18 protein-coding genes and 1 pseudogene are annotated in these 23,809 nt (G+C 67.1%); 8 read left to right on the top strand and 11 right to left on the bottom strand.

Features of this window, described 5'->3' with window-relative positions:
• Positions 1-2: 2 nt before the first annotated feature.
• The gene (locus tag G6N50_RS29760; protein WP_083094722.1) at positions 3-2,912 is read right to left on the bottom strand and encodes a helix-turn-helix transcriptional regulator; all 2,910 of its coding nucleotides are present in this window, start codon (positions 2,910-2,912) and stop codon (positions 3-5) included.
• A gap of 158 nt (positions 2,913-3,070) precedes the next feature.
• Here G6N50_RS29760 and G6N50_RS19250 point away from each other — a divergent pair, with 158 nt between their 5' ends.
• Positions 3,071-4,447 (top strand): FAD-binding oxidoreductase, encoded by a 1,377-nt coding sequence (locus G6N50_RS19250; protein WP_083094721.1) that lies wholly within the window; start codon positions 3,071-3,073, stop codon positions 4,445-4,447.
• A gap of 10 nt (positions 4,448-4,457) precedes the next feature.
• Here the strand turns inward: G6N50_RS19250 and G6N50_RS19245 are convergent, their stop codons facing one another.
• The 5 genes and pseudogenes from G6N50_RS19245 to G6N50_RS19225 form a co-directional block, all read right to left on the bottom strand.
• Positions 4,458-5,267: a polysaccharide deacetylase family protein gene (locus G6N50_RS19245; protein WP_083094720.1), complete on the bottom strand. Its 810-nt coding sequence runs from the start codon at positions 5,265-5,267 to the stop codon at positions 4,458-4,460.
• 205 nt (positions 5,268-5,472) lie between these two features.
• The gene (locus G6N50_RS19240) at positions 5,473-6,864 is read right to left on the bottom strand and encodes an alpha/beta hydrolase (protein ID WP_083094719.1); all 1,392 of its coding nucleotides are present in this window, start codon (positions 6,862-6,864) and stop codon (positions 5,473-5,475) included.
• A gap of 133 nt (positions 6,865-6,997) precedes the next feature.
• Positions 6,998-9,247 carry a heavy metal translocating P-type ATPase gene (locus G6N50_RS19235; protein ID WP_083094718.1) on the bottom strand — a complete coding sequence of 750 codons (2,250 nt, stop codon included), beginning with the start codon at positions 9,245-9,247 and terminating at the stop codon, positions 6,998-7,000.
• A complete protein-coding gene (locus tag G6N50_RS19230) occupies positions 9,244-9,456 on the bottom strand; it encodes a heavy-metal-associated domain-containing protein (RefSeq protein WP_083094717.1) in 213 nt (70 codons plus the stop codon). The genes G6N50_RS19235 and G6N50_RS19230 overlap by 4 nt, the downstream gene beginning before the upstream one ends.
• A gap of 199 nt (positions 9,457-9,655) precedes the next feature.
• Positions 9,656-10,466, bottom strand: a pseudogene (locus G6N50_RS19225) (mycofactocin-coupled SDR family oxidoreductase).
• A gap of 139 nt (positions 10,467-10,605) precedes the next feature.
• Between G6N50_RS19225 and G6N50_RS19220 the strand changes: the two are divergent.
• The 4 genes from G6N50_RS19220 (at position 10,606) to G6N50_RS19205 (ending at position 13,437) form a co-directional block, all read left to right on the top strand.
• Positions 10,606-11,076, top strand: coding sequence for an SRPBCC family protein (locus G6N50_RS19220; protein WP_083094716.1), 471 nt, complete (start codon positions 10,606-10,608; stop codon positions 11,074-11,076).
• A 78-nt stretch (positions 11,077-11,154) separates the two neighbouring features.
• Positions 11,155-11,655, top strand: coding sequence for a DUF417 family protein (locus G6N50_RS19215; protein WP_372510026.1), 501 nt, complete (start codon positions 11,155-11,157; stop codon positions 11,653-11,655).
• Between the two features lie 268 nt (positions 11,656-11,923).
• The gene (locus G6N50_RS19210; RefSeq protein WP_083094715.1) at positions 11,924-12,403 is read left to right on the top strand and encodes a hypothetical protein; all 480 of its coding nucleotides are present in this window, start codon (positions 11,924-11,926) and stop codon (positions 12,401-12,403) included.
• 191 nt (positions 12,404-12,594) lie between these two features.
• Complete coding sequence (locus tag G6N50_RS19205; protein WP_308204214.1) at positions 12,595-13,437, top strand: alpha/beta hydrolase; 843 nt, start codon at positions 12,595-12,597, stop codon at positions 13,435-13,437.
• Positions 13,438-13,452: 15 nt separating this feature from the next.
• Here G6N50_RS19205 and G6N50_RS19200 read toward each other — a convergent pair whose 3' ends face one another.
• From G6N50_RS19200 to G6N50_RS19180, 5 genes are all read right to left on the bottom strand, one after another.
• On the bottom strand, positions 13,453-15,060 hold the full coding sequence (locus G6N50_RS19200) for an AMP-binding protein (RefSeq protein ID WP_232068781.1): 1,608 nt from the start codon (positions 15,058-15,060) through the stop codon (positions 13,453-13,455).
• 44 nt (positions 15,061-15,104) lie between these two features.
• A complete protein-coding gene (locus G6N50_RS19195) occupies positions 15,105-16,364 on the bottom strand; it encodes a cytochrome P450 (RefSeq protein WP_083094713.1) in 1,260 nt (419 codons plus the stop codon).
• A gap of 51 nt (positions 16,365-16,415) precedes the next feature.
• Positions 16,416-17,069 (bottom strand): TetR/AcrR family transcriptional regulator, encoded by a 654-nt coding sequence (locus G6N50_RS19190; protein WP_083094712.1) that lies wholly within the window; start codon positions 17,067-17,069, stop codon positions 16,416-16,418.
• Between the two features lie 121 nt (positions 17,070-17,190).
• Positions 17,191-18,222: an LLM class flavin-dependent oxidoreductase gene (locus G6N50_RS19185; RefSeq protein WP_083094711.1), complete on the bottom strand. Its 1,032-nt coding sequence runs from the start codon at positions 18,220-18,222 to the stop codon at positions 17,191-17,193.
• An 11-nt stretch (positions 18,223-18,233) separates the two neighbouring features.
• Complete coding sequence (locus G6N50_RS19180) at positions 18,234-19,262, bottom strand: NAD-dependent epimerase/dehydratase family protein (protein WP_083094710.1); 1,029 nt, start codon at positions 19,260-19,262, stop codon at positions 18,234-18,236.
• Positions 19,263-19,577: 315 nt separating this feature from the next.
• Between G6N50_RS19180 and G6N50_RS19175 the strand changes: the two genes are divergently transcribed.
• The 3 genes from G6N50_RS19175 to G6N50_RS19165 all read left to right on the top strand — a co-directional run bounded on the left by G6N50_RS19175 (position 19,578) and on the right by G6N50_RS19165 (position 23,781).
• Complete coding sequence (locus G6N50_RS19175; RefSeq protein WP_083094709.1) at positions 19,578-20,252, top strand: TetR/AcrR family transcriptional regulator; 675 nt, start codon at positions 19,578-19,580, stop codon at positions 20,250-20,252.
• Positions 20,253-20,398: 146 nt separating this feature from the next.
• The gene (locus tag G6N50_RS19170; RefSeq protein ID WP_083094708.1) at positions 20,399-22,198 is read left to right on the top strand and encodes a flavin-containing monooxygenase; all 1,800 of its coding nucleotides are present in this window, start codon (positions 20,399-20,401) and stop codon (positions 22,196-22,198) included.
• Positions 22,195-23,781, top strand: coding sequence for a flavin-containing monooxygenase (locus tag G6N50_RS19165; protein ID WP_083094707.1), 1,587 nt, complete (start codon positions 22,195-22,197; stop codon positions 23,779-23,781). The genes G6N50_RS19170 and G6N50_RS19165 overlap by 4 nt, the downstream gene beginning before the upstream one ends.
• Positions 23,782-23,809 lie beyond the last annotated feature (28 nt).

Below are 23,809 nucleotides of genomic sequence, written 5' to 3'. Positions count from 1 at the left end.
CGCTACCCGAGTAGCTCGTGATCGGCGGCATACATCGCCGCCTGCGTTCGGTTCGCGGCGCCCGTCTTGATCAGGATGTTGCGCACGTGGTTGGCGGCGGTGTTGGTGCTGATGAAAAGGCGTTGGCCGATGGCGCGATTGCTCAACCCCTCTGCGAGCAACCGCAGCACCTCGACCTCCCGTTCGGTCAGGCCGTCCGGGCCCACGGGACCGGTGGTCAGCACCGAGTCCGCCAGGTCGACGACGCGGACCTGCCCGATCGCACCGGCGATGGTGCGCGCCTCGTCGGCCAGGTGCCGGGCGTCCTCGGTGCGACCGTACGACGCCGCGAACAACGCCTGGCGGGCCAGCGTCTCGCTGATATGGACCACCGAGCCCATGCTGCGGTCCATTTCGAGCGCGGCGACGAAGTGCCGCTCGGCGGCAGCGCCGTCCCCGCAGAGCGCCGCCATCCGCGCCAGATACCGGTCGGCGCTGCCGAACAACGCAACGAACTGGCCGGCCACCAAATTCTTTCCGGCATAACGCGAGACGAACGGGCGCAGCGCGTGCACCGCTTCGCGGTGGGACAGCTCCAACGCCGCCTCCACCATGAACACCAGCTCCATCGGCCATTGCGCGTCCTCGAGGCGGTCGTCGAGGTTGCGGTTGAGCAACTGATTCAACGCGCGGCTCATGCCGCGTTCGCACTGCAGCTCGGTGTAGAGGGCAAGCAGGCCGGGCACCCAGCGGCCGGCGAATGTCTCACTGCCGTCGATAAACTCGCCGAATCTCTTCAGATCGCCGGTCTCGCGGCGGATCATGAACATCTGGACACCGTTCGAGCCCTCGGTGTCGTCGCTGCCGAACAAATCGCCTGTGCGCAGGGCGATGTCGGCCCACCGTTCGGCGCCGGTGAAGTCGCCGCGCAGGTAGGCGAGCGCCTGCTCCATGCACGCGCCGACAAAGCCGAAGGCAGGTTGACCGCAGCTCTGGGCCGCCCGCCGCATGTCGGCGGTCGCGGCGGCCAGGCCGTCGGGCCGGCCTGCGAGGTAGCTGACCAAGGCGTGGAAATGTGATGCGGCGCCCAACGACTCGTAGTCGCGACGCGACAGGGCCATCCCCGACACCTCGGCCGCACGCACCGCCTGGACCTTGCTCATCTCCGGGGTGAGGCCCTGCCACAGGCTCGTCTTCAACGTGTGCAGCAGCACCGCAGCGTCGCCGAGGGCCCGCGCGCGCTCGATCGCGTCGGCGCCGACCTCGCGGGCCCGCGCCGCCTCACCGGCGAACGCCAGCGCCCGCCCGAAGCTGCCGAGCGCCTGCACATAGCGGGGGTCATCGGCCTGCAGCCCGCACGATTCCAGCGCCGACGCCAGCAGGTCGGCCGCCTTCGAATTCGACTGCCCGGGACGCCAATTCGCCTCCTCGTAGCCGACGGCCGCCTCCAGCCGCATCAGTGGGTCGTCCATCCCGCCGATGCGTTCGTAGATGGCTCGCGCCCGCGCGAACGAGCCGCCGCGCACGTGGTTGGCGGCCGCGTCGAGCTGCAGCCTGGCCCGCTCGGCGAGGCTGAGTTCGGGAAGCGACGCCGCCCGCTCGAACCACTTCGCCGCGTCCTCATAGGCCAGGCTCTGTTCGGCCATCCGCGCTGTCTGACGCGCGTACCGCAAGGCCTGCTCGTGGTAGCCCAGGACGTGCGCCACCAGGAAGTGGTTGGCCAGCCGCGGAACGAGCGACGGGTCCGCGCGTCCCTCCAGGGCCTCGGCGGCGCGCGCGTGCATGATCCGCAGCCGCGACGCCGCCATCCCGCCGAGCACCGATTCACGGGTCAGCGCGTGCACGAACGCGAATTCGTCGTCGGAGCCGTGCACCGCACGGACCAACCCGACGGCCTCGGCCGAGTCGATCGCCGCCAGCGTCGCACCGACCTCCGTCTCGCACGTCGCGATGAGGGCCGGCAGGTCGAACGTCTGGCCCAGCACCGCCGCCTGCTCGATGACCGCACGAACGCCGGTCCCCAGCCCGGCGAGGCGGCGGGCAATGGCGTCCCCGATCGATGCGGGGACCGTCTGCTGCGTGCTCAATGTGGCCAGGCCGCCGCGGATTTCGAGGTCGTTGACCAATTCGGTCAGGAAGAACGGATTGCCGCCGGTTCTCTCGCGCAGCAGGGCGGCGGCCGTGCGTGCCGACGCCGGGGCCAGCTGCTGGGTTCGTGCCACGAACTCGGCGATCGCCTCGGTGTCCAGGCCCGCCAGGTCCAGGCGCCGCACCCCGTCGAACCGGTGCAGTTCGGCCAGCCGGGTGGCCAGATCGTCGGACCGGTCGGGCTCGGTGGTGCGGAACGTGACCACCACCAGCACGCGCACGTCGGCGCAGCCGATCAACACGTGCTCGAGTAGCGCGAGCGTGGGCAACTGCGCCCAGTGCAGGTCGTCGAGGATCAAGGCGATCGGTCGATCGTCCGCGAGCCGCCGCAGCAAGCCGGTCAACGCGTCGAAGAGGGCTTGGCGCGGTTGCCCGACATCGGGCACCGGGCCGTCGTCGGGCAAATGCCGACTCACGTGTGGTGACAGGCGCCGCAGCTGCGGTCCCACGTTGCGCAACGGTTCGGCCATCGAACCCGGCGAACCTGCGATCAGCAGCCGGTCGAGCGCTTCGGCGAACGGCGCGTAGGGCAGATCCTCGTCGGCGGTCGAACCCCCCACCAGCACCGCGACGCCGTGGGCGAACAGCGTCCCGGCCACCTCCGCGGCCAGCCGCGTCTTACCGGCCCCGGGCTCACCGCCGATGAAAACCGCCTGGCGATTGCCCCGTTCGACGCGCTCCCAGGCCTGCTCGAACACCGCGAGTTCCGCGCCGCGACCCACGAGCGGGCCGCGGCGACGAGCGATCAGCTCGGCCGGGAGCGGGGGCGGCACCCACAGCGCCATCGTCTCAACGTAACCGCGCCGACAGGGCAGGTCGATAGTCAGTTCTAACTATCGCTCAGCAACGCCAAAGTGCCTCATGATGGTCATGACGCGCGAACGTCCCGCCCCGTAGCGTCGCGGCATCACGAAGTGCCGAGCAAACAAGGAGGTGCGGGGTCATGAGCCTGGCAATCGAGAACGACGGGCTACGGGCCCGGGTGAGCGGCGAGGTGATCCTGCCCGGCGACCCGGGGTACGACGAGGCCCGCGCGGTGCACAACGGCATGATCGACAAGCGGCCGGCGGTGATCGCCCGCTGTGAATCCGCCGCGGATGTCGCGGCAGCCCTTGAATTCGCGCGCGATCGCAACTTGGTGGTCGCCGTGCGCGGGGGCGGTCACAACGGCCCCGGCTTCGGCACGGTCGACGGAGGCTTGGTCATCGACCTGTCGCCGATGAACCGGGTCGACGTGGACGCCGAGCGGCGCACCGCCCGGGTGCAAGGCGGCGCGACCTGGGCTGAAGTGGACGCCGCGACGCACGCACACGGGTTGGCGGTGCCGTCCGGCATCATCTCCTCCACCGGAGTAGGTGGCCTCACCCTCGGCGGCGGCCACGGCTACCTGTCACGCAAATACGGCCTGACAATCGACAATTTGGTGGAGGCCGAGCTGGTGCTGGCCGACGGAAGCGTGGCGCGGGCGTCCGAAACCGAGCACCCCGACCTGTTCTGGGGACTGCGCGGCGGCGGCGGAAACTTCGGCGTCGTAACGTCTTTCACGTTCCGACTGCATCCGGTGCACACCGTGATCTGCGGTCCCACCGCCTGGCCCGCGTCGGCCACCGCCGACATCCTCAGCTGGTATCGGGAGTTCGTCCCGGCTCAGGACGAGGATCTCTACGGATTCTTCGCGGCCATGACCGTCCCGCCGGTGGCGCCGTTCCCCGAGGCGTTCCACCTGCAGAAGGCCTGCGCCGTGGTCTGGTGCTACACAGGCGATCCCGCCGGCGCCGAGGAGGCGTTCGCGCCCGTCCACCAGATGCAACCCGCATTCGACGGCCTGGGTACCGCGCCCTTCCCCGTCCTGAATTCCACCTTCGATGCCCTGTATCCCAAAGGGCTGCAATGGTATTGGCGCGGCGACTTCTTCCGTACCCTCGACGACGGGGCGGTGGCGGCGCACGCCCGTTTCACCGAGGAACTGCCGACCATGCACTCCACGATGCACCTGTACCCGATCGACGGCGCCGTGCACCGGGTCGGACAGACCGAGACGGCCTTATCCTACCGGGACGTCAACTTCTCGCAAGTCATCGCGGGGGTGGACCCGGACCCGGCGAACGCGGAACTGTTGAAGCGCTGGGCCGTCGACTACTGGGCCGCCACCCATCCGTACTCGGCCGGCGGCGCCTACGTGAACTTCATGATGGACGAGGGCCAGGACCGCGTCCGGGCGACCTACGGCCCGAATTACCGGCGGCTCACCGAGATCAAGGCGCAATACGATCCGGGCAACGTGTTCCGCATCAACCAGAACATCCGGCCCGCCGGGTAAACGCTTGGGGCTACGGCGTTTTGACGAATACGTCGTTGAGGGTGACGGTGCGCAGGTTGCGGTCGCGGATGATGTCGACGAGTTGCGGATAGACATGCGTCACCGGCAGATGGTTGAGGTGCCCGATGACGATGGCCTGCGGCGTGAAGTACTGATCGGCCATCTGGACGATGTACTCCTCGGTGATCAACGTCGAATCCGACAGCGAGCCCGACCACAACGTAGGGACCTTGTACCCGAGGTCGGCGGCCACCGCGTCCACGGCGGCGTTGCGCTTCGCGTAGGGCGGCCGCCAGTACGGCTTCGCGCCGATGCCGTACGTGTTCTTGAGGAATTCGTCGTTGCGGGCGAGCTGCTCGGCGACTTTCTCTTTCGTCAGCGTCGTCAGGTCCGGGTGTGACCAGGTGTGGTTGCCGAGCTGGATCTGGCCGCTGTCGACCAGCGGACGCAGCATTTCCTTGTTCTCGGTCCACGAGTCGTAGACCCCGTTGACGAAATAGGTCAGCCGCACGCCGGTGTCCTTGGCGAACTGCGTGTAGGCCCGCACCACGTCGCTGTTGACGCCGTCGTCGACGGTCAGCGCAAGCAGGTCGCCTTCACCGGGGATCTTCATCAGGGCGCCACCGCCGGGCAGCGGGATGCGGGCGCTCGGCGGCGGGGGCGGCAACAGGGCCTGTGGCGCGGTGGGGCCGGAGGTCGGCACCAAATCGGTCGGTGCTTGGGCGAACGTTCGCGGCTGCGGGTCGACAATGAGCCGCGCAGCGCCCACGCCGGCGACGACTGACGCGGCGAGCGATCCGAGGAACTGACGGCGGTTCATCGCGGGCAGGCGAAAACCTGGAGTGAATGACGGACGGGGTGATCCGGGCTGGCCCCGATGTTGGCTGCGCCGCGGCGAGCGGCGAGCCGACCCGCGTGGGGGCGGCCCGTCATGCAGAAAATCGCCAGGCATCAGCAGCGAACGTATCACTACCAGGGCCGTTATGTCGGCTGCGTTACGGGTGGGTCAGCTGTGAATTTTGGGATCAGTGTGGTTCCCCGGCGGCCCGCTGCGGCAGCTGCACCGGTTCGGTGTTGGGCGTGCCGAGCGTCGAGGCCAGCCAGGGCAGTGCCGCGGCAAACGCCTGAGCGGCGAACGGCCAGTCGTGCTTGCCCGGCTGGGTGACCACCGCGCAGGCGATGCCGTGGGCGGTGCCGACGGCACACAGCGAGTCCGCGGCGGCGTCCTGGCCTTCGGGGTTGGCGGCAGGATCGCTGCTCGACGCGGTGAGGGTGGGATTGGCCTCCTGCGCGACAGTGCGCGCCTCCGTCGATGAAGGCACGTCGAACCATCCCGACAGGCCGTCGTAGTGACCGTGCTTAGTCATGACGGTGACCGGGTCGAAGGCGGCCCAAGCGTCGTGATTGCCGCCGAACAGTCGGGCGACAGTCTGATCCTTGGAGCCGCCGTTGGGACCGCGGTCACCGGCGATGTCCACGAACGCGCTGAACAGCTCGGGGTGCATGACGGCCAGGTCGACGGCGCAGGTCCCGCCCATCGACCATCCGGCGACGCCCCAGTTGGCCCGATCGGCGCTGACGCCGAAGTTCGACACCATGAAGGGCTCGATGTCTTTGGTCAGATGGTCCGCGGCGTTGCCGCGGGTGCCGTTGACGCACTCGGTGTCGTTGTCGAAGGAGCCGGTCGGATCGACGAACACCAGCACCGGGGAGAACCCGTGATGTGCGGCGGCGAAGTTGTCGATGGCGGTGAAGGCGCCGCCGGGGCCCAGCCAGTCGGCCGGGGTGTTGAAGGCCGAGCTGATCATCATGACGGCCGGCAGCCGGGGTGGCGGATTGGTGTTGAACCAGGCGGGAGGCAGGTAGACCAGTTCCCTGCGGTGGGGGAAGTGGGACGCGTTGTCGTCGATGTCCACCGGCACCACCACGCCCTTGGTCGGCTTGGTCCCGGCGACCTGCATCTCGGTCACCCGCAGCCGGTCGATCTGGTCGGGCAGCGGTACCGACGTCAATTGGTTCCAGGCGGCGAGCGCGGTGGGGAAGTAGCCCACCCAGCCGTTCAGCGCCATGCCCGCGCACAGCACGCACAGCGGTATCGCAAGCACCGCCACCCCGCGGCGCCACCAGCGGATCCCCCGCCAACCCACCAGGAACACCGCGGTGGCCAGGCCGCTCATCGCGATCCAGAGCCACAGCGTCGTCGGCGCCGGGTCGCCCGCCACCCCGAGCGAGGTGACGTACCAGCGCGCCAGCAGCGTCACCCCGACGGCCGCGATCAACGCCACCGGCAGCACCCGCTTGAGCCAGCGCCGCGCACGCCACTGGATCGCGATGATCAGCACCAGCAGCGCCAGTCCCTGCACGGTCGGCGGAAACCAGCCGTGCAGCAAGGACAGTCGTCCGAAGAATTGGTCCAACGGTCGTTGCCTTTGCTGAGTCGATCGCTGCGCGGGGCGGACCCGTGGTCTTTTCGAACGCGGTGGGTCGCGAACAACTATCCCACATCAGCACCACCCGTCCGGCTGCCAGCGCGGCGTGTGGGCGCGCGTTCTAGGCTTCTGTGACGCTGGTGAACGAGCGCAGCCGCAGGCTGTTGGCGACGACGAACACGCTTGAGAACGCCATCGCGGCGCCGGAGAGCATCGGGTTCAGCATGCCGAGCGCGGCGAGCGGGATCGCGGCGACGTTGTAGCCGAAGGCCCAGAACAGGTTGGCCTTGATGGTGGCCAGCGTCCGCCGGGACAGCCGGATCGCGTCGACCGCGGCACGCAGGTCACCGCGGATCACGGTGAGGTCGGCGGCCTGGATCGCGACGTCGGTGCCGGTGCCCATCGCCACCCCGAGGTCGGCGGTCGCCAGAGCCGCGGCGTCGTTGACGCCGTCACCGACCATGGCGACGACCCTGCCTTCCGACTGCAACCGCTTGATGGCGGCGACCTTGTCGGCGGGCATCGTGTCGGAGATGACCTGGGTGATACCCACCTGGTCGGCGATCCGATTCGCGACGGTCCCGTTGTCGCCGGTCAGCAGGATCGGCGACAGGCCCAGCCGCTTGAATTGCCGGACCGCGGCCGCGCTGGTCGATTTGACCGTGTCCGCGACCACCAGGATTCCGCGGGCGCGGCCGTCCCAGCCGACGACGACCGCGGTCTTGCCCTCGCCCTCGGCGCGGTCCTTGCCCGCCGACAGCGCGGCGTCCAGTGGCTGGCCAGAATCGGTCAGCAGGCCCGCCCGCCCGACGACCACGGTGTGGCCGTCGACGCTGCCCCGCACGCCGTTGCCCTCCAGGTTGGTGAAGCCCTCGGCTGGGGACAGGGCGCCGAGCTCGGCTTTGGCGGCCTTGGCGATGGCCTGCGCGATGGGATGCTCGGACGCATCCTCGAGCGCGCCGGCGTAGCGCAGCAGCGTTTGGCGGTCGGCCCCCGGCCCGCTGATCACGTCGACCAGGGTCATCTTCCCGGTGGTGACGGTGCCGGTCTTGTCGAGCACGATCGTGTCGACCTCGCGCGTCGACTCCAGGGCTTCGGGGCCCTTGATCAGCACGCCGAGCTGAGCCGCGCGGCCGGTGCCGACCAGCAGGGCGGTCGGGGTCGCCAGCCCGAGGGCGCACGGGCAAGCGATGATCAGCACCGCGACGGCCGCTGTCAGGGCCGCGGTGAGCGAAAATCCGAACGCGAGCCATCCGCCGAGCGTGGCCAGGGCGATCCCGATGACCACAGGGACGAACACGCCGGAGATCCGGTCCGCGAGCCGCTGCACCTCGGCTTTGCCCGATTGGGCCTCCTCGACCAGCCTGGCCATGTGCGCCAGCTGAGTGTCGTCGCCGACCCGGGTGGCGCGCACGACGAGGCGCCCGCCGGCGTTGATGGTGGCGCCCGTGACGGTGTCGCCCTCGCCGACCTCGACGGGGATGGATTCGCCGGTGAGCATCGAGGCGTCGACGGCCGAGGATCCCGAGACCACGATTCCGTCGGTGGCGACCTTCTCCCCGGGCCGCACCACGAACTTGTCCCCGACCGCAAGCCGTTCCACGGGGATGCGGGCCTCGGCGCCGTCCCATAAGACGGCGACATCCTTGGCGCCGAGCTCTAGCAGGGCGCGCAGCGCGGCGCCCGCCGTCCGCTTCGAGCGCTTCTCGAAGTACCGCCCGGCCAGCACGAACAGGGTCACGCCCGCGGCCACTTCGAGGTAGATGTTGCCCGCGCCGTCGGACGGTCGGACGGTCAGTTGGAAGCTGTCGCGCATCCCCAGGTCTCCGGCCGTCCCCAAGAACAGCGCATACAGCGACCATAGGAATGCCGAGAGCGTTCCGATCGAGACGAGGGTGTCCATGGTGGCGACGCCGTGTCGGAGATTGGCCCAGGTGGCGGTGTGGAACGGACGGCCGCCCCACACGACGACCGGCGCGGCCAGTACCAGCGACGCCCACTGCCAATAGCGGAACTGCCACGCCGGAATCATCGCCATCGCGATCACCGGGGCGGCGAGCACGGCCGCGGTGATCAGGCGGGTGCGAAGCGCGCTCAGCCCGGGCTCGTCGGCTGCATCAGCCGTTCCGGAAGCGGGCTCCTCCCGCCGTTGCCGCAGGGCGGCCGTGTAACCGGCTTGTTCGACGGCGGCGATCAGCAGCTGGGGGTCGTACCCCGGGGGAACCGTAAGGGCGGCTCTTTCGGTGGCGTAGTTCACGGTGGCGGCGACGCCGTCGAGCCGGTTGAGCTTCTTCTCGACCCGGGCGGCGCACGACGCGCACGTCATCCCCGCGATGTTCAGTTCGATATGGCTCACCGGCGCAGCGCTCATGCCACCAGGACGGCCTCGTAGCCGGCCTCGTCCACCGCGCCGAGGATCGCGGCCGCGTCGACGGCGGCGGAACTCGTGACCACCAGCCTGCCCGTGTCGGCGCTGACGTCCACGCGCTGCACGCCTGGGAGGCGGCCGACCTCGTCCTTGACAGCCGCCTCGCAGTGGCCGCAGCTCATCCCGTCGACTTGGAATTCGCTCGTGGTCATGGCCTCCCTTTCCTAATACCCTGGCGGGGTATGCCGTGCAAGCAACGCCCACGTCCGTGGAGGTATTCCCCCGACGAGCCGTCAGTACAAACGGGTGCCGGCTCGAAAGCTGCGCCCAACCGGGGCGACGTGGGTACCACCATTCTGCCTGGTCGACGACGGGGCGAAGGCCGCGGCCGGGATCGGTCCCCATCCGGGATCAGACGTAGCCCACGCCGATATCGACCGAGAGCTGGGTTGCCGTGACCAACCGGGACTGGTCGGAGGCAAGCCAGGCGACGGCGTCGGCGATGTCCTCCGGCTGGGCGATCCCCTCGGGCAGCAGCGGCTTGTGCAGCCCCGCAAGTGCGGATAGGTGTCGGCGGCCGCCTGCAGGGCTTCGCGCGTCCGCCCGGTACCCATCGTTGTCGAGACCGCTCCGGGGTTGAGGCTGTTGACGCGGATATTGTGCCGGCCGAGTTCGGCGGCGAATGCGCGCGCCATCCCGACGACGGCGTGCTTGCTCGCCGTGTAGTGGATCATGAACGACTGCATGCTGATGCCGGCGGCCGACCCGATGAGGATGATCGACCCGCCGCGGCCGCCGTCGATGATGTGCTGAGCGCCGGCCACCACCGTGTTCCAGGTGCCGGTCACGTTGGTGTCGATGGTGTCGCGGAACGCCTCCGCAGTGATCTGGTCCCAGGGCGCGGGACTGCAGATCCCGGCGTTGGCGACGATGATGTCGAGACGGCCCAGTTCGGCCACCAACCGGTCGACGGCATCTTTGAGTGCGTCGAGGTCCCGGATGTCGACGGCCGCGGTGATCACCCGTTTGTCGCAGGCGCTCACCAGCCGTGCCGTCTCGGCCAGATCCTCGGGTGTGGGCGAATCGTAGGGAACGCTCGGCGGCAATGGCCCGGCGATGTCGACCGCGATGATGTCGGCGCCCAGGCGGACGGCGTGCGCCCGGCCCTGCCCCGCGCGGCGCCGGTGATCAGCGCCACCTTCCCCGAAATCGGCTGATTCATTTGTCTTTCGGATCCTCTCGACGGGGGTTTCCAAGTCGTGCCAAGCACGGGCGGGGCAAGGCCGGCGGCTTCTGTTCCGAGTTCGACTCGGCGGGCGTAGCGTCGACCTGACGCCGCCGGACAGCCGAAAGGAACGATTATGACCGTCAACGTTGTCGACGCGGGTCCGCGACAGGTAAGCCGGTCGGTCGAAGTGGCCGCACCGGCCGCAGAGCTGTACGCCATGGCCGCCGATCCCCGGCGGCACAGCGAACTGGACGGATCGGGCACCGTCCGCGACAACGTCAAAGTGCCCGCGGAAATGGCTGTGGGGTCGAAGTTTTCGACCAACATGAAGATGTACGGCCTGCCGTATCGCATCACCAGCACCGTGACCGCCCTCAAACCGAACGAACTGGTCGAATGGCGCCACCCGATGGGGCACCGCTGGCGGTGGAAATTCGAGGCGCTCTCGCCGACTCGGACGCGGGTGACGGAGACGTTCGACTATCGCGACGCCGGTGCGGTCAAGAACGCGCTGAAGTACTACGAGCGGATCGGTGCCTGCAAAGGCAATGCCGCCGGTATCGAGGCGACGCTAGCCCAGTTGCGCGTTCGTTATACCGGATAAAGCTGCAACGCTGAACGCGAGCGGGGCGTCACTCGTGGTTGCACCGTGAACGAAAACGAGCCGCCCGCGGCCGCCGCCATCGCAGCCCCCGCAGCGGCTCCGCACCCCGCGGCGCAGCTGCTGACCCGGTGGGGACGGCTCATCAGCCGTTACGGGCTGGTCGTCGTCCTGGCCTGGATCGGGTTCGGGAAGTACGTGAAGATGGAATCCCGCGTGCTCATCGAACACAGCCCACTGATGAGCTGGATCTACGACGTGCTGAGCGTCACCGCGGTCGCGCGCGCGCTGGGGGCCATGGAAATCGTTGCCGCAGTTTTGATTGCGCTGAGGCCGGTGTGGCCACGCGCGTCGGCGGCCGGCAGCGCGCTGGCGGTGATGCTGTTCCTGGGAACGCTGAGCTTCCTCTTCACCACCCCGGGAGTGGTCGCGACCCATGCCGGTGGCATTCCCGTCCTGTCGGCGTTGCCGGGCCAGTTCCTGCTCAAGGATCTGGTGCTGATCGGGGTTTCGCTGTGGACCCTGGGTGATTCGATCGCCGCTAGCTTCGCCGATAGACCCGTAATGCGTTCTCAGCCATGAGAAAGCGCGGCCCGCTCGGTTAGCGTTTCGGCGACGAAGGTCGCGGCACCAGGCCGCGGATAGCGTGATGTGATCAAACGGTTGATTACATCATCTGCCGAGATTAGGCTCACCGACATGCGTCGGCTGTCGACATTGCCGAATCAGCTGGACGCTTTGCAGGAACTGGTGATTGCGGCCAAGGCGGTAGCGCGGCGATGAATGGCGACGGTGCATCGCTACGAATCGCTGATCGCCTTCCAGGCTGGCGCCGTCAGGAGGTCAAGCGATGATCAACGGCACGTTCGACCCGTCCCGCTACCGATGGAAAGAAGTCACGGGACGGCCAGGCTCGAGACACAAGATTCGCCACGACTATACGATCCTGGGCTACGACCGGGGCGCCGCAACCCTCGACATGGTCGTGCGGTGGCAAGGTGATGGCGGCCACTGCCCTATCCACCGCCACGCGGCCGCCACCAGCGTCATTGTCCTGGATGGCGAGCAACACCTATGGGACGTCGAGAACGACGGCTCGGTCGGCAACCACCGTTTCCGCCGCGCCGGTGACTACGCCCTGACCGGCAACGACCAAAAGCCGCACCTCGAGCGCGGTGGAGACAACGGCGGCCTGGTCTACTTCGGTGCACGGCCGGACTCGCCGACGGGTCTGCTCTACGAGATCTACGACGCGGACATGAACGTCGTCGCCCAGATCACCATCGACTCGCTGGTTGCCGACTTCGGAGCAGAGCAGGTGTCTGGGTGACATGGCGGTGGCGGCCAGATGTGGGCGAATCCACTGGTTTCGCAGCGCCTTTGGCGGCAGATCGCTGACCGCAAGTGGCACTCCGAATTGATCTCGAGGTCGCGGCGGCACTGTCCGCGCTGGCACCCCCAGGTCCCACCGAACCACCCCCGCCTGGCGACGTCGCGACCCGCAGGGCCAAGGCACGCCGAATGTTCGATCAAGCGGCCAGTTTTCTGCCGTCGGTCGAAGGTGTCGAGGTGCGGCGCTTCGCGATCCGCACGCACGACGGCTCCACGCTGCCAGTGAGTTGGTATCGGCGAGCCGGGTCGCATCAACCGGGAAGCGCGGCACTGTATCTGCACGGCGGCGGAATGATTCTCGGGCTCGACGAGCTCGGCTTGTTGTACGACGCCGCGGTGCGCCACTACGTCTCCGTGTCGGGGGTTCCGATGCTGATGGTCGACTACCGCGTCGCGCCCGAACATCCTCATCCGGTGCCAGTCGAGGACTGCTATGCGGCGCTGCTGTGGCTGGCCGCTCGCAGCGCCGAGCTGCAGATCGATCCGGCACGGCTGGCGGTCATGGGCGACAGCGCCGGGGGTGGCCTGGCAGCGGCCGTGTGCCTGCTGGCCCGCGACCGCGACGGCCCGCCGATCGCCCTACAACTCCTGGCGTATCCGATGCTCGATGATCGGACCCTGACGCCGGATTCGGAGTTGGCACAGTTGTTGACGTGGACCCACAACGACAACGTCACCGGGTGGGCGGCCTTGCTGGGCGAGTCTGTCGGCCGTGATGACGTCGCGCCGTATGCCGCCCCGGCCCGGGCCACCGACCTATCCGGGCTACCCCCGGCCTACCTTGACGTCGGAGACCTCGACATCTTCCGCGACGAAGACATCGCCTACGCGCGCCGACTGACAACTGCGGGCGTGCCGACCGAGTTGCACGTGCATCCGGGCTGTCCGCACGCGTTCGAATGGCTGGCGCCGCACGCGGGCGTTTCACAGCGAGTCATCGCCGACCGGATCCGCCGGCTGCGGTCACTGTAGCGTCCGGCGCGCGGGCTACCCCTGTCCGTCGAGCAGGCGCTTGACGACCTTGCCGGTAGGATTGCGCGGCAGCGCTTCGACGAAGCGGACGTCGCGCGGTACTTTGAACCGCGCAAGCCCTTGTCGCACAATGTCCTTGACGTCCTGCTCGGTGAGCGTCGCGCCGGGCTGCAGCACGATGAAGCTGCCCAGCCGCTGCCCGTACTCGTCGTCATGCACAGCGACGACCGCCGCCTCGCGGATGGCCGGATGGGCGGCCAGCACGTCCTCGACCTCGGCGGGAAAGACATTCTCTCCGCCGGAGACGATCATGTCGTCCTCGCGGCCGTCGATGAAGAGCCTGCCGTCGGCATCGAAATGGCCGATATCACCGGTGGCCAGTAGGCCGTCGATGGATTCCTTAGAGCCCCCGCCGGTGTACCCGTCGAACGTGATGTCATTGCCGACGAAGATCCGGCCCGGTGATCCGACCGGTATCGGCCGGCCGCGGTCGTCGTAGAGTCTTACGGCCGTGCCGGGCACCACCCGGCCGACACAGCCGGGCTCGACCGCCAGGTCCACAGGTGTGGCGAGCGTGGCGTAGGCAACCTCGGTCGACCCGTACATGTTGTAGACGACCGGGCCGAAGACATCCATGGTCTCCCGGCACAGCGCACCGCCAAGCTGCGAGCCGGCGACGAAAGCAATCCGCAGCGCCGAGAGATCCTTGCCCGAGAATTCCTGCGGCCCAAGGTCGATGAGCCGGCGCAGCATGATCGGCACAGCGACCATCGCCGTCGCGCGATGTTCGGCGAGGCTTTGCAGGGTGTGGACCGGGTCGAAGCGGCGGCGGACCACCAGGGTCGAACCCATCAGCAGACTGAGCATCAGATGGCCGAAGCCCAGCGCGTGAAACAGCGGTACGCAGCACTCGGTGACCTCACCCGCCCGAAACGGCGCCTGGCTCAACAGGCCGCCCGCCGGCAGCAGCGACCGCGGCTCCGTGCGAGGGGCCCCCTTCGGGCTTCCAGTGGTGCCGCTGGTCAAAATGACCAACCGGGCCCTGGTTGCCGAGGGGGGCGGCGGCGATGGATCGCCGCGCTTGATTAGGCCGTCGAGGCTCTCCGATGTCGGCGTGTCGTTCCACGCGGCGACACATCCCAGCCGCAAGTCGATCCCGGTGACCGCATCCACGTACTCGGCGTCGTGCACCAGCAGGTCGGCGCCCTCCCGCGCCAACACGTCGCGGAGCTGGTCGGCACCGAAGTCGGTGTTGAGGAGGACGATTCGCGCCCCGCTCTTGGCGGCGGCAAACAGCGCGTCGACGAAGCCACGATGATTGCGCGCCAGGATGGCCACGCCGTCACCGCTGCACAGCCCTCGGCCACGCCACGCATTAGCCAGCGCGTTGGAACGGGTGTCCAGCTCGACGAAGCTCAGCGGGCCGTGTTCGTCGATCAGTGCGGTCCGATCGCCGAAACGCAGGGCCGCGGAGCGCACCGCGCCTCCTGTCGGGCCGTATGCGCGCATGGCCTGGAACATTTCGGGAAGTCGGCGCAGCGGCATCGGCCGCAGTGCCCCGGCACGGCCGACCTGATATAGCGCCCAGGTCTCCTTTCGGACGCGTGACAGAACGTCGGCCACGCGGCGCGCCGGAGTGACTCGGCGCGACATCCCCGGCGCGGCCGTCACTGCGCCGCGGTGTGCGCGGCTCCGGCGCCGGTGTAGTCCACCTGCCAGTGCTTGATGCCGTTGAGCCATCCCGAGCGCAGCCGCTCCGGCGGTGACAGCGGTCGCAGATTGGGCATCTGGTCGGCGATGGCGTTGAAGATGAGGTTGATAGTCATCCGCGCCAGGTTTGCGCCGATGCAGTAGTGTGCCCCGGTGCCGCCAAAGCCCAACTGTGGGTTAGGACTTCGGAGGACATTGAATGTATAGGGGTCTTCGAACACCTCGTCGTCAAAGTTGGCCGAGCGGTAGAACAACACCACCCGCTCGCCCTTCTTGATCTGCACGCCGGAAAGCTCGGTGTCCTCTAGCGCCGTGCGCTGAAATGCGGTAATCGGAGTTGCCCAGCGCACGATCTCGTCGGCCGCGGTCTCGGGCCGTAGGCGCTTGTACAGCTCCCACTGGTGCGGAAATTCGCTGAACGCCATCATGCCCTGAGTAATGGAGTGACGCGTGGTCTCGTTTCCCGCCACGGCCAGTGTGAGAACGAAGAAGCCAAATTCCGTTTCCGACAACTTCTCTCCGTCAATGTCTGCCTTCACCAGTGTGGTGACAATGTCGTCACCAGGATCCTTCGCCTTGATGTCGGCCATCTCCATGGCGTAGGTCAGCACCTGGACCGACGACGCTTGGCCGTCGCTGTCGGCGTATTCGGGGTCTTCGCTGCCGGTCATTTCGTCCGCCCAGCGGAACAGCTTCGTGCGGTCCTCCGGCGGCACACCGAGTAGCCCGGCGATGGCCTGCAGCGGCAGATCGTGGGCCACCTGCTCGACGAAGTCCCCGGACCCTTGGGCTGCAGCGGCTTTGACGATGGCCCGTGCGCCCTCGTTGAGTTCGTCGCGCAGGCGTCCGACGGCTCGCGGGGTGAAGGCGCGGGAGATGATCTTGCGCAACCGGGTGTGATGTGGGGCATCCATGTTGAGGATCGACGCGCGCGCCGCGTCGATGTTCTCGCGCTCGACATCATCCGGATATCTCGGGAGCGCCGTGTTCTCGTAGGTGGAGAAGACGTCGTTGCGTAGCGATACCTCTCTGACATCCTTGTGCTTGGTCACCACCCAGAAGCCGCCGTCGTTGAACCCGCCCTTGCCGACCGGCTGCTCGTTCCACCAGATCGGCGCCGTCCGCCGCAGCACGGCGAGTTCGTCGACGGGAAGGCGCTGTGCGTAGATGTCGGGATCGGTGAAATCGAAACCGGCGGGAATGTTCGGATCGGCCATCTCGGTATTCCTTCGTATAGCGACAGCGGATTCGGTTGGTACGGCCCGACGTCAACGGCGCCGTGCGGATTGGCGCTTGGCGTCGGGCGCGAACAGTGTTCCTCGGATCAGCTGTTTGGCCGCGCCGAGCGTGGCGTGATAGGCGCGCGGCGTCAGGTTGGCCGCCTGTTCGGTGAGGCCGCGCGTCAGTGCGTAGAGCGCATCGATGGTCCCTGCGGCATCGATGTCGGCGGCCAATGCCCCCTGCGCCCGGGCGTCTTCGATGATTTCCTTGATGATGCCCCGCAAGGGTTTGAAACCGGTGCGGTTGGGGTCGCCGCTGCGCAGGTAGGCGGCGCTTTCGGCGCGGATGGCGCGTTCGAACGCGGCCAGGTAGGGATATTCGCCCATCAACCGATCGGACTCGTCGAGCACCGCTTCGAGGCGGTCGACGACGTCCCCGCCACCGGTGGCGGCCGCGCGTAGCCGCGGGAACACGAGTTCCTCTATTTCCTTGACCGTCGCCTTGAGCAGTTCGGCCTTGTTGGGGAAATAGTGATACAGGCTGCCGCTGGTCATGCCGGCGCCACGGGCGATTTCGCGGATGCTTGCCTGTGAATATCCGGCCTCGGCCACGCAACGCATGGTTGCGGTGATGATCCGCCGGCGCGTCTCCTCGCCGTTGGCACCGACCGGCCGGCCGAGCTGTGACGACGGGACGGTCATGATCCGGGCCTTCTGGTCGGAGACGGTGCCGCGGCGTCATCAGACACAAACAACTCGACGTACATGCCTGCACTTCCTGCGACGAATGGTGCTGCAACTATTAATCGATCAGTTGATTATATCATGGGTGCGATCCGACAGCCGGTCCCGCTGGGGATGCACTCACTGCGGGTGCCTTGACCGCTGGCAGCACCTTCTCTGTGAGCAGATGCAGGCTTGCCCAGCCTTCCTCCAGCGGCAGTCCGCCGATGAGGGGGTTCATCACGACTTCTCTTCTGCCATGGGCGATCTGCTCGAGCATCTCCTCGGGGGTGAGGATCTCGACGATGTTGCGGCTGCGCACCTCTTCGACGGTGTGTGCCGCCATGTCGTGGGGACGGGTGACTCCGGGGCGCCTCCACTGGCTGTATTCCACGGCTTCATTCAGGATCAGGTGCCCATAGTTACTCCAGGCGGTGTCCGGGTCGAAGCTCAACAACGTGACGGTGCTTCCGTTCTCCGGGCGGTAGACGAAACCACGGTGGCCGTGCTTTTCAAGTTCGTCGGCGTAGACCGCTTCGACTTCGGGCATCGCCATCGGCGGCGCGAAAGGAAGCCCGAACCTCGCCGCGCGCCGTGCCGCGGCAGGGCTCATACCACCGACGAAAAAGAACGGCCGAGGACGCGTGTGTGGTTTGGGGGTGACATTGACGATTCGTCCGTTGTACTCGAACGGATCGTCACTCCACGCGGCGAGCAGCACCTCGATACAGCGATCCATCAACGCACCACGCTGCGTCCAGTCTTTGCCTACCGCCGCGTATTCCTCGGGCCGATAACCCATGCCCGCAACGAAACTGAACCTTCCGTTGGAAAGGTTGTCCAGCACCGCGATGTCTTCGGCCAGCCGCACTGGGTCGTAGAGAGTGATCAGCAGGGCGTTGATGCTGATGCGCACCCGAGTTGTCCGCCCCGCCAGGGCCGCGGCCATGATCAGTGGTGAGGGTAACCACCCGGTCGCCGCCAGATGGTGCTCCTCGCAACTGATACCGGTGAAGCCGTGCTGATCGGCATAGGCGGCCATCTCCAGGGCGGCCTGGTAGCGATCCGCGTGCCTTCCCGCAGGATCGGCGACGTTGGTCATATTGAAGCGCAACGCGGTCATCAAACCCATGGATTACTCTTTCAGCGGTCATAGGGCGGCGCCACCTGATCGGCGGTCGTCCTGACCTTGCGTGGTGTTGGTAGGCGGCCGATGTGTTGGAAAAACGAAACCAGATCGGCGATGGCGGTTTCGGTGTCACGTGGTCGGTGACCGAGCTCGCTTCGGGCCTTGGCCCCGTCCACGCGCGGAGCGTTGACGAGAGTAGCGATCATCGCTGCGCCGAGCATGTCGCGGCGCAGCCAGGTACCGAGGGTGTCGAGCAGCGGCGCGCATCGCTTCAGCACCGGCAGTGGCAGGGCAACCAAAGGGCCGCGCCGACCGGTGCAGGCGGCCGCTATGCGGAAAGCATCGATAAACGAAACGAAATGTCCGCCCAAGATGTAGTTTTCGCCAGTTCGGCCGTGTTCGGCTGCCGCACACAAGCCCGATGCGACGTCGCGCACGTCGACCATGTCAAAGCCGCCGCCGATCGCGACGAGCATCCGGCCGCGGGCCGCCTCGAGAAGCATCCGATTCAATCGCACCGGACCGTAATCGACCGGTCCGACCACGCCGGTGGGGTTGACGATAACCCCGTCGAGGCCTCGCTCAACCACGCTCGAAAACTCACATTCGCCTTGCCATTTCGAGCGGTCATAGAGCGGAAGGTCGCTGGCGGTGGATCGCTGGGTGCATTCGTCGACCGGTCCCTCCTGATTGCGTGGGTCGAACGCGTTCAAGGAGCTGCAGAGCACCATTCTGCGCACACCCGTCCCCAGCGCTGCCTCGGCGACGCTGCGCACGCCCTCGGTGTTGATCCGCCAAGCCGTATCGTCACGGCGGGCCATCGTGATGACTGCGGCCAGGTGGAACACGACTTCGACGCCATCCAACGCCGTACGCATCGCGGCGGCATCGAGGATGTCGGCGCGCACCGTTGTGAGGTTGTGATGCGAAATGCGGTTGGAGTCTTTGAGATCGATGGCCACGACATGGTTGCCGCGCTCAATCAGCAGGCGCACCAGGTTCACGCCGACGTAGCCGGCAGGACCGGTCACCGCGACCTTCATCGGCACCCGCCCAGCTCATGACGCCTGCACGTTCGCACTGGCATCGCAGGTCGCCAACTCCTCATGATCAACGCCTCCTGGTGAGTCGCCGCGCGAAGGGCGCAGAACCAATCGCTTGTCGGCGCAGGGCTGCCCGCGCGCACCATATTAAGCGATCGATTGTTAATTAACAGCACGCCGATGGAGGTGATCCAGACGTCCATGGCGCCTAATATCGGCCTTAGCCGCGCAGCGCCCCGTCCCCGTACCCGTCGACGATCGCTGCGGGCGACCGATAGACGCAGGAGCGGCCGCTTGCCCGATTTGGCTGGGGATATGACGACGACAACTCAACTGGGCCGGCCTGTCGGTGCGAGCGGCGAGCAGACGCGTCACCGCATCATCGCTGCGACGATGCGGTGTGTAGCCGAGATGGGTTATTCGCGGGCGACGATCCGCGAAATCGCTCGCTCAGCCAACGTCACCAGCGCCAGTCTCTACAACTACTTCCCGAACAAGACGGAGCTCATCAACGCGGCCATCGCGGCGAGAACCGACATCGCGTTGCCCCGGTTGCGTCGAGCCGCCGAGCAGCCCGGCGACGCAGTCGACCGGATAGAGGCCGTACTGGATGAGTCGGGTCGGCTGATGCGTGAGTATCCCGACCTGGCGGCGTTCGAGTGGGCGATCCGCGCCCAGGGCGCCGCGGAGCTTTCGGTGGGCGGGGGTGGCGACATCGAACTGCATGCGCTACGCAAAATCATCGAGGACGTGATCCACGACGCGTACCGCACACAGCCCTCGGTCGACCGCGCCCAGGCGCGAGCCATCGTCGAGGTGATCTATGCGCTGCTGTATGGCCTGACCGAACTGGCCGCAACGGCCTCGCCCAAGGCGTACCAGCGAGCGCTTGCGGCGGCGAAGCCGTTAATCAGGGGTGCGTTGTTCTCAGGAGGTGGCGCGGCACCAGCGCGCCGCGCGGCTGTCGGCAGGCGTCCACCCCGGCGTTGAGCCTTTGTGGATCAACGGTGAGCAGAAGGGCGGACCCATTGATATGATCAAGCGATTGATTATATGCTCGCGGTGAATGCCTCGGTGCGCACATCCGCTGGGCGACTCGGCTCCGCCCAGCGAGCCGGTAGAAGGGGTCGTAGATAGTGACGACAGCGGACGGCCTGCCATTCGACGAAGAGGCGCTACGACGAAAGTACGACCAGGAGAGGCAGCGACGGCTACGGCCTGATGGCATCCAACAGTATGTAGAGGTGGCGGGCCGGTTCGCTCGCTTCGGCGAGGACCCATGGTGCGATCCGCGCTACAGCCGCGACCCACTTACCGACACTGTCGACGTCGCGGTGATAGGCGCCGGCTTCGGCGGCCTGCTGACAGGTGCACGGTTGCGCGAACACGGCGTGGACAGTGTGCGACTGATCGATAAGGCCGCCGACGTGGGCGGCACCTGGTATTGGAATCGCTATCCCGGCATCGCCTGTGACGTCGAGTCGTATGTGTACATGCCGCTGCTGGAGGAACTTGGCTACATCCCGACCGAGAAGTACGCCAAGGGCGCGGAGATCTTCGCGCACTGCCAGCGCATCGCCGAGCACTACGATCTCTACCGCGACGCCTGCCTGCGGACTGAGGTACGCGAGATCCGTTGGGATCCAGAGGATTCCCTGTGGGTTATTTGCACGGATCACGGCGACGCGATGCGGGCCCGCTTCGTGTCGATGGCCAACGGCTATCTGAACAAACCCAAGCTGCCCGGAATACCGGGAATAGCAGCGTTTCGCGGTCACATGTTCCACACCAGCCGCTGGGATTACCGATACACGGGAGAAGACCTTGAACACCTGGCCGACAAGCGTGTCGGCATCATCGGCACCGGCGCTACCGCCATCCAGTGTGTGCCACATTTAGCCCGAAAAAGTCAGCAGCTCCACGTGTTTCAACGCACACCATCGACGGTGAATGTGCGGGCGAATGGGCCGACCGATCCTCAGTGGGCGAAGACCCTGTCGCCCGGCTGGCAACAGAGACGGATCGAGAACTTCCAAATCCTCACCGCCGGAGGACACGCCGACGAAGACTTGGTCGCCGACGCCTGGACCAGCATCACGCGAAAGCTGCCGGTGATGCGCCACGAGACCGGCAACGGTTCCGATCCACTGCAACGGGTCCGCGAAGTGGAACTGGCTGACTTCGCCCAGATGGAAGAGATCCGTGCACGCGTGGACGCCCTCGTGTCTGACCGCACGACCGCGGAGGCGCTCAAGCCGTGGTATGGGTACTTCTGCAAGCGGCCGTGCTTTCACGACGAGTATCTACAAACTTTCAATCGCGAAAACGTCAGGTTGGTTGACACCCGGGGCCGCGGTGTCGAGCGCATCACCGAGGCCGGCGTAGTGGTCGACGGGGTCGAATACGGGCTGGACTGTTTGATTTTCGCCACGGGATTCGAGGTGGGCACTGACTACAGTAGGCGCACGGGCTTCGAGGTGATAGGCCGTGACGGTCTGACGTTGACCGACGCATGGCGGGACGGCGTTCGGACCCTTCACGGTCTTTGCGTACACGGTTTCCCGAACTGTTTTATCGAAAGCATCGCCCAGTCCGGACTCACCGTGAACTTTCCCTATCTGCTCGACGTGCAGGCCCGCCACGTCGCATGGATCATCGCCCGGGCCCTCAAGCAAGGCGTCACCGAGCTCGAGGCCTCGGCCGATGCCGAGGCCGCCTGGGTTGATACCGTGCTGGCGCGCTCCGCTTTGACCGCCGAGCGGGCCAAGACCTGCACCCCCGGCTACTACAACCGTGAGGGGCAGGCCGACGCCAAGACGCGGCAGGGCAGCTTCTTCTTCGGAACGCCAACCGAATACGCCGATATCCTCGCGAGCTGGCGTGACCGCGGCGCGCTGGAGGGACTGAATCTGCGAAACAAGAAGGTTGCACCATGACGAGCCGCGCAGCCGCACGCTGGTATTCCCTCGGCCGGCTCGAAGCGGCAACACGGCGGCGTCCGCAGCCGCGGGTCGCGATCATCGGGGCCGGCTTCGGCGGAGTCGCCGCTGCAGTCGCGCTGCGCCGCAGGGGAATCGACGATCTGGTGATCATCGAGGCCGCCGACGGCGTCGGCGGCACCTGGCGGCGCAACACCTACCCCGGCGCCGCCTGCGACGTGCAGAGCCACCTGTACTCGTTCTCGTTCGCGCTGAACCGTAACTGGAGCCGCACGTATGCGCGGCAGCCTGAGATTCTGGCCTACCTGGAGTCGGTGGTCGACGACTTCGACCTGCGCCGGCACCTGAACCTGCGGACCTACGTACGGCGGGCGCAATGGAACGAGGACAGCTGCCAGTGGGAATTGCAGCTGCAGCAAGCGAACAGCGACACCGTCACCACGCTGCGGGCCGATGTCGTAGTGAGCGCCGTCGGGTTGTTCGGCCCTCCCCGGCTGCCTGACATCGACGGCCTCGACGGCTACCGCGGCCACCTGATGCACACGTCCGCGTGGGAGCCTGGCGTGGACTTGGGTGGCAAGAAGGTTGCGGTGATCGGCACCGGCGCCAGCGCGGTGCAGGTGGTGCCGGAGCTCGCCCGAATCGCCTCGCGTGTCACCGTTTTCCAGCGCACGCCCCCGTGGATGGTGCCCAAGGACGACCGTCCGTTCAGTCCTCGGGAGCTGGCGAGGTTCCGTCGCCATCCGTGGGCGGCCCGTAGGGAACGGTGGCGAATCTGGAAGCAGTTCCACGACTTTGCCGGAAGCGCGGTCGAAGACCCACAAGTGGCCAGTCGCTCACGCGTCGCAACCTCGTTTCTCGAGCGCACCGTCGCCGACGAGCGGCTTCGTCTCGCCCTGACTCCCGACTATCCATTCCGCTGCAAGCGGGTGCTGCTCGGCGATGACTACTATCGCGCGCTACAGAAGGACCACGTCGATTTGGTCACCGAACCGATCGCACGAGTTACCGAGACGTCGATCGCTACCCTCGGCGGCGAGTCGGTGGACGCCGACGCCATCGTGTGCGCCACCGGATTCCAAACCAGCCGCTACCTCGCCGGCATCGAGGTAATCGGACGAGGCGGCGAAAGCCTGCACGAGCACTGGGGCGACGACCCGAGCGCCTACCTGGGCGTGGCGGTCAGCGGATTCCCGAATTTCTTCATGCTCTACGGCCCCAACACCAACCAGGGTGGCAACTCCATCGTCTACATCCTCGAGGCCGGGGCGCGACTGGTCGCCAGCGCGCTGAGCCGCCTGGCGCGCCGCGGTGGCTATCTCGACGTGCGACCCGAGGCCGAAAAGCGTTACAACGATGTACTTTCCGCGGATCTGGAGCGCACCATCTGGACGCAGTGCGACAGCTACTTCCGATCGCCGTCCGGGCGCATCGTCACCCAGTGGCCGTACACCGAGCTGGAGTACGCGCGCCGGACCTGGCGGCTGCGCCCACGGGAGTGGGTACACCGCGGCACCCCGCCGATGCGCAGGGGTGCGGGCCTGTCCGATGCCATCGTCGGCGCGGGGGGCGAGGAATAGCCGGGAGGTCGAGGAGCTGTACTACCTC

This window comes from Mycobacterium mantenii (assembly GCF_010731775.1).
Classification (GTDB): domain Bacteria; phylum Actinomycetota; class Actinomycetes; order Mycobacteriales; family Mycobacteriaceae; genus Mycobacterium; species Mycobacterium mantenii.
Note: the sequence above shows the minus strand (reverse complement) of the source record. Positions and strands in the feature narration are given on the sequence as shown.

Excerpts from the sequence above, each read along its gene's own strand:
- G6N50_RS29760 (WP_083094722.1), bottom strand. The coding sequence starts at position 2,912 with ATGGCGCTGTGGGTGCCGCCCCCGCTCCCGGCCGAGCTGATCGCTCGT.
- G6N50_RS19250 (WP_083094721.1), top strand. The coding sequence starts at position 3,071 with ATGAGCCTGGCAATCGAGAACGACGGGCTACGGGCCCGGGTGAGCGGC.
- G6N50_RS19245 (WP_083094720.1), bottom strand. The coding sequence starts at position 5,267 with ATGAACCGCCGTCAGTTCCTCGGATCGCTCGCCGCGTCAGTCGTCGCC.
- G6N50_RS19235 (WP_083094718.1), bottom strand. The coding sequence starts at position 9,247 with ATGAGCGCTGCGCCGGTGAGCCATATCGAACTGAACATCGCGGGGATG.
- G6N50_RS19230 (WP_083094717.1), bottom strand. The coding sequence starts at position 9,456 with ATGACCACGAGCGAATTCCAAGTCGACGGGATGAGCTGCGGCCACTGC.
- G6N50_RS19220 (WP_083094716.1), top strand. The coding sequence starts at position 10,606 with ATGACCGTCAACGTTGTCGACGCGGGTCCGCGACAGGTAAGCCGGTCG.
- G6N50_RS19210 (WP_083094715.1), top strand. The coding sequence starts at position 11,924 with ATGATCAACGGCACGTTCGACCCGTCCCGCTACCGATGGAAAGAAGTC.
- G6N50_RS19205 (WP_308204214.1), top strand. The coding sequence starts at position 12,595 with ATGTTCGATCAAGCGGCCAGTTTTCTGCCGTCGGTCGAAGGTGTCGAG.
- G6N50_RS19195 (WP_083094713.1), bottom strand. The coding sequence starts at position 16,364 with ATGGCCGATCCGAACATTCCCGCCGGTTTCGATTTCACCGATCCCGAC.
- G6N50_RS19190 (WP_083094712.1), bottom strand. The coding sequence starts at position 17,069 with ATGACCGTCCCGTCGTCACAGCTCGGCCGGCCGGTCGGTGCCAACGGC.
- G6N50_RS19185 (WP_083094711.1), bottom strand. The coding sequence starts at position 18,222 with ATGGGTTTGATGACCGCGTTGCGCTTCAATATGACCAACGTCGCCGAT.
- G6N50_RS19180 (WP_083094710.1), bottom strand. The coding sequence starts at position 19,262 with ATGAAGGTCGCGGTGACCGGTCCTGCCGGCTACGTCGGCGTGAACCTG.
- G6N50_RS19175 (WP_083094709.1), top strand. The coding sequence starts at position 19,578 with ATGACGACGACAACTCAACTGGGCCGGCCTGTCGGTGCGAGCGGCGAG.
- G6N50_RS19165 (WP_083094707.1), top strand. The coding sequence starts at position 22,195 with ATGACGAGCCGCGCAGCCGCACGCTGGTATTCCCTCGGCCGGCTCGAA.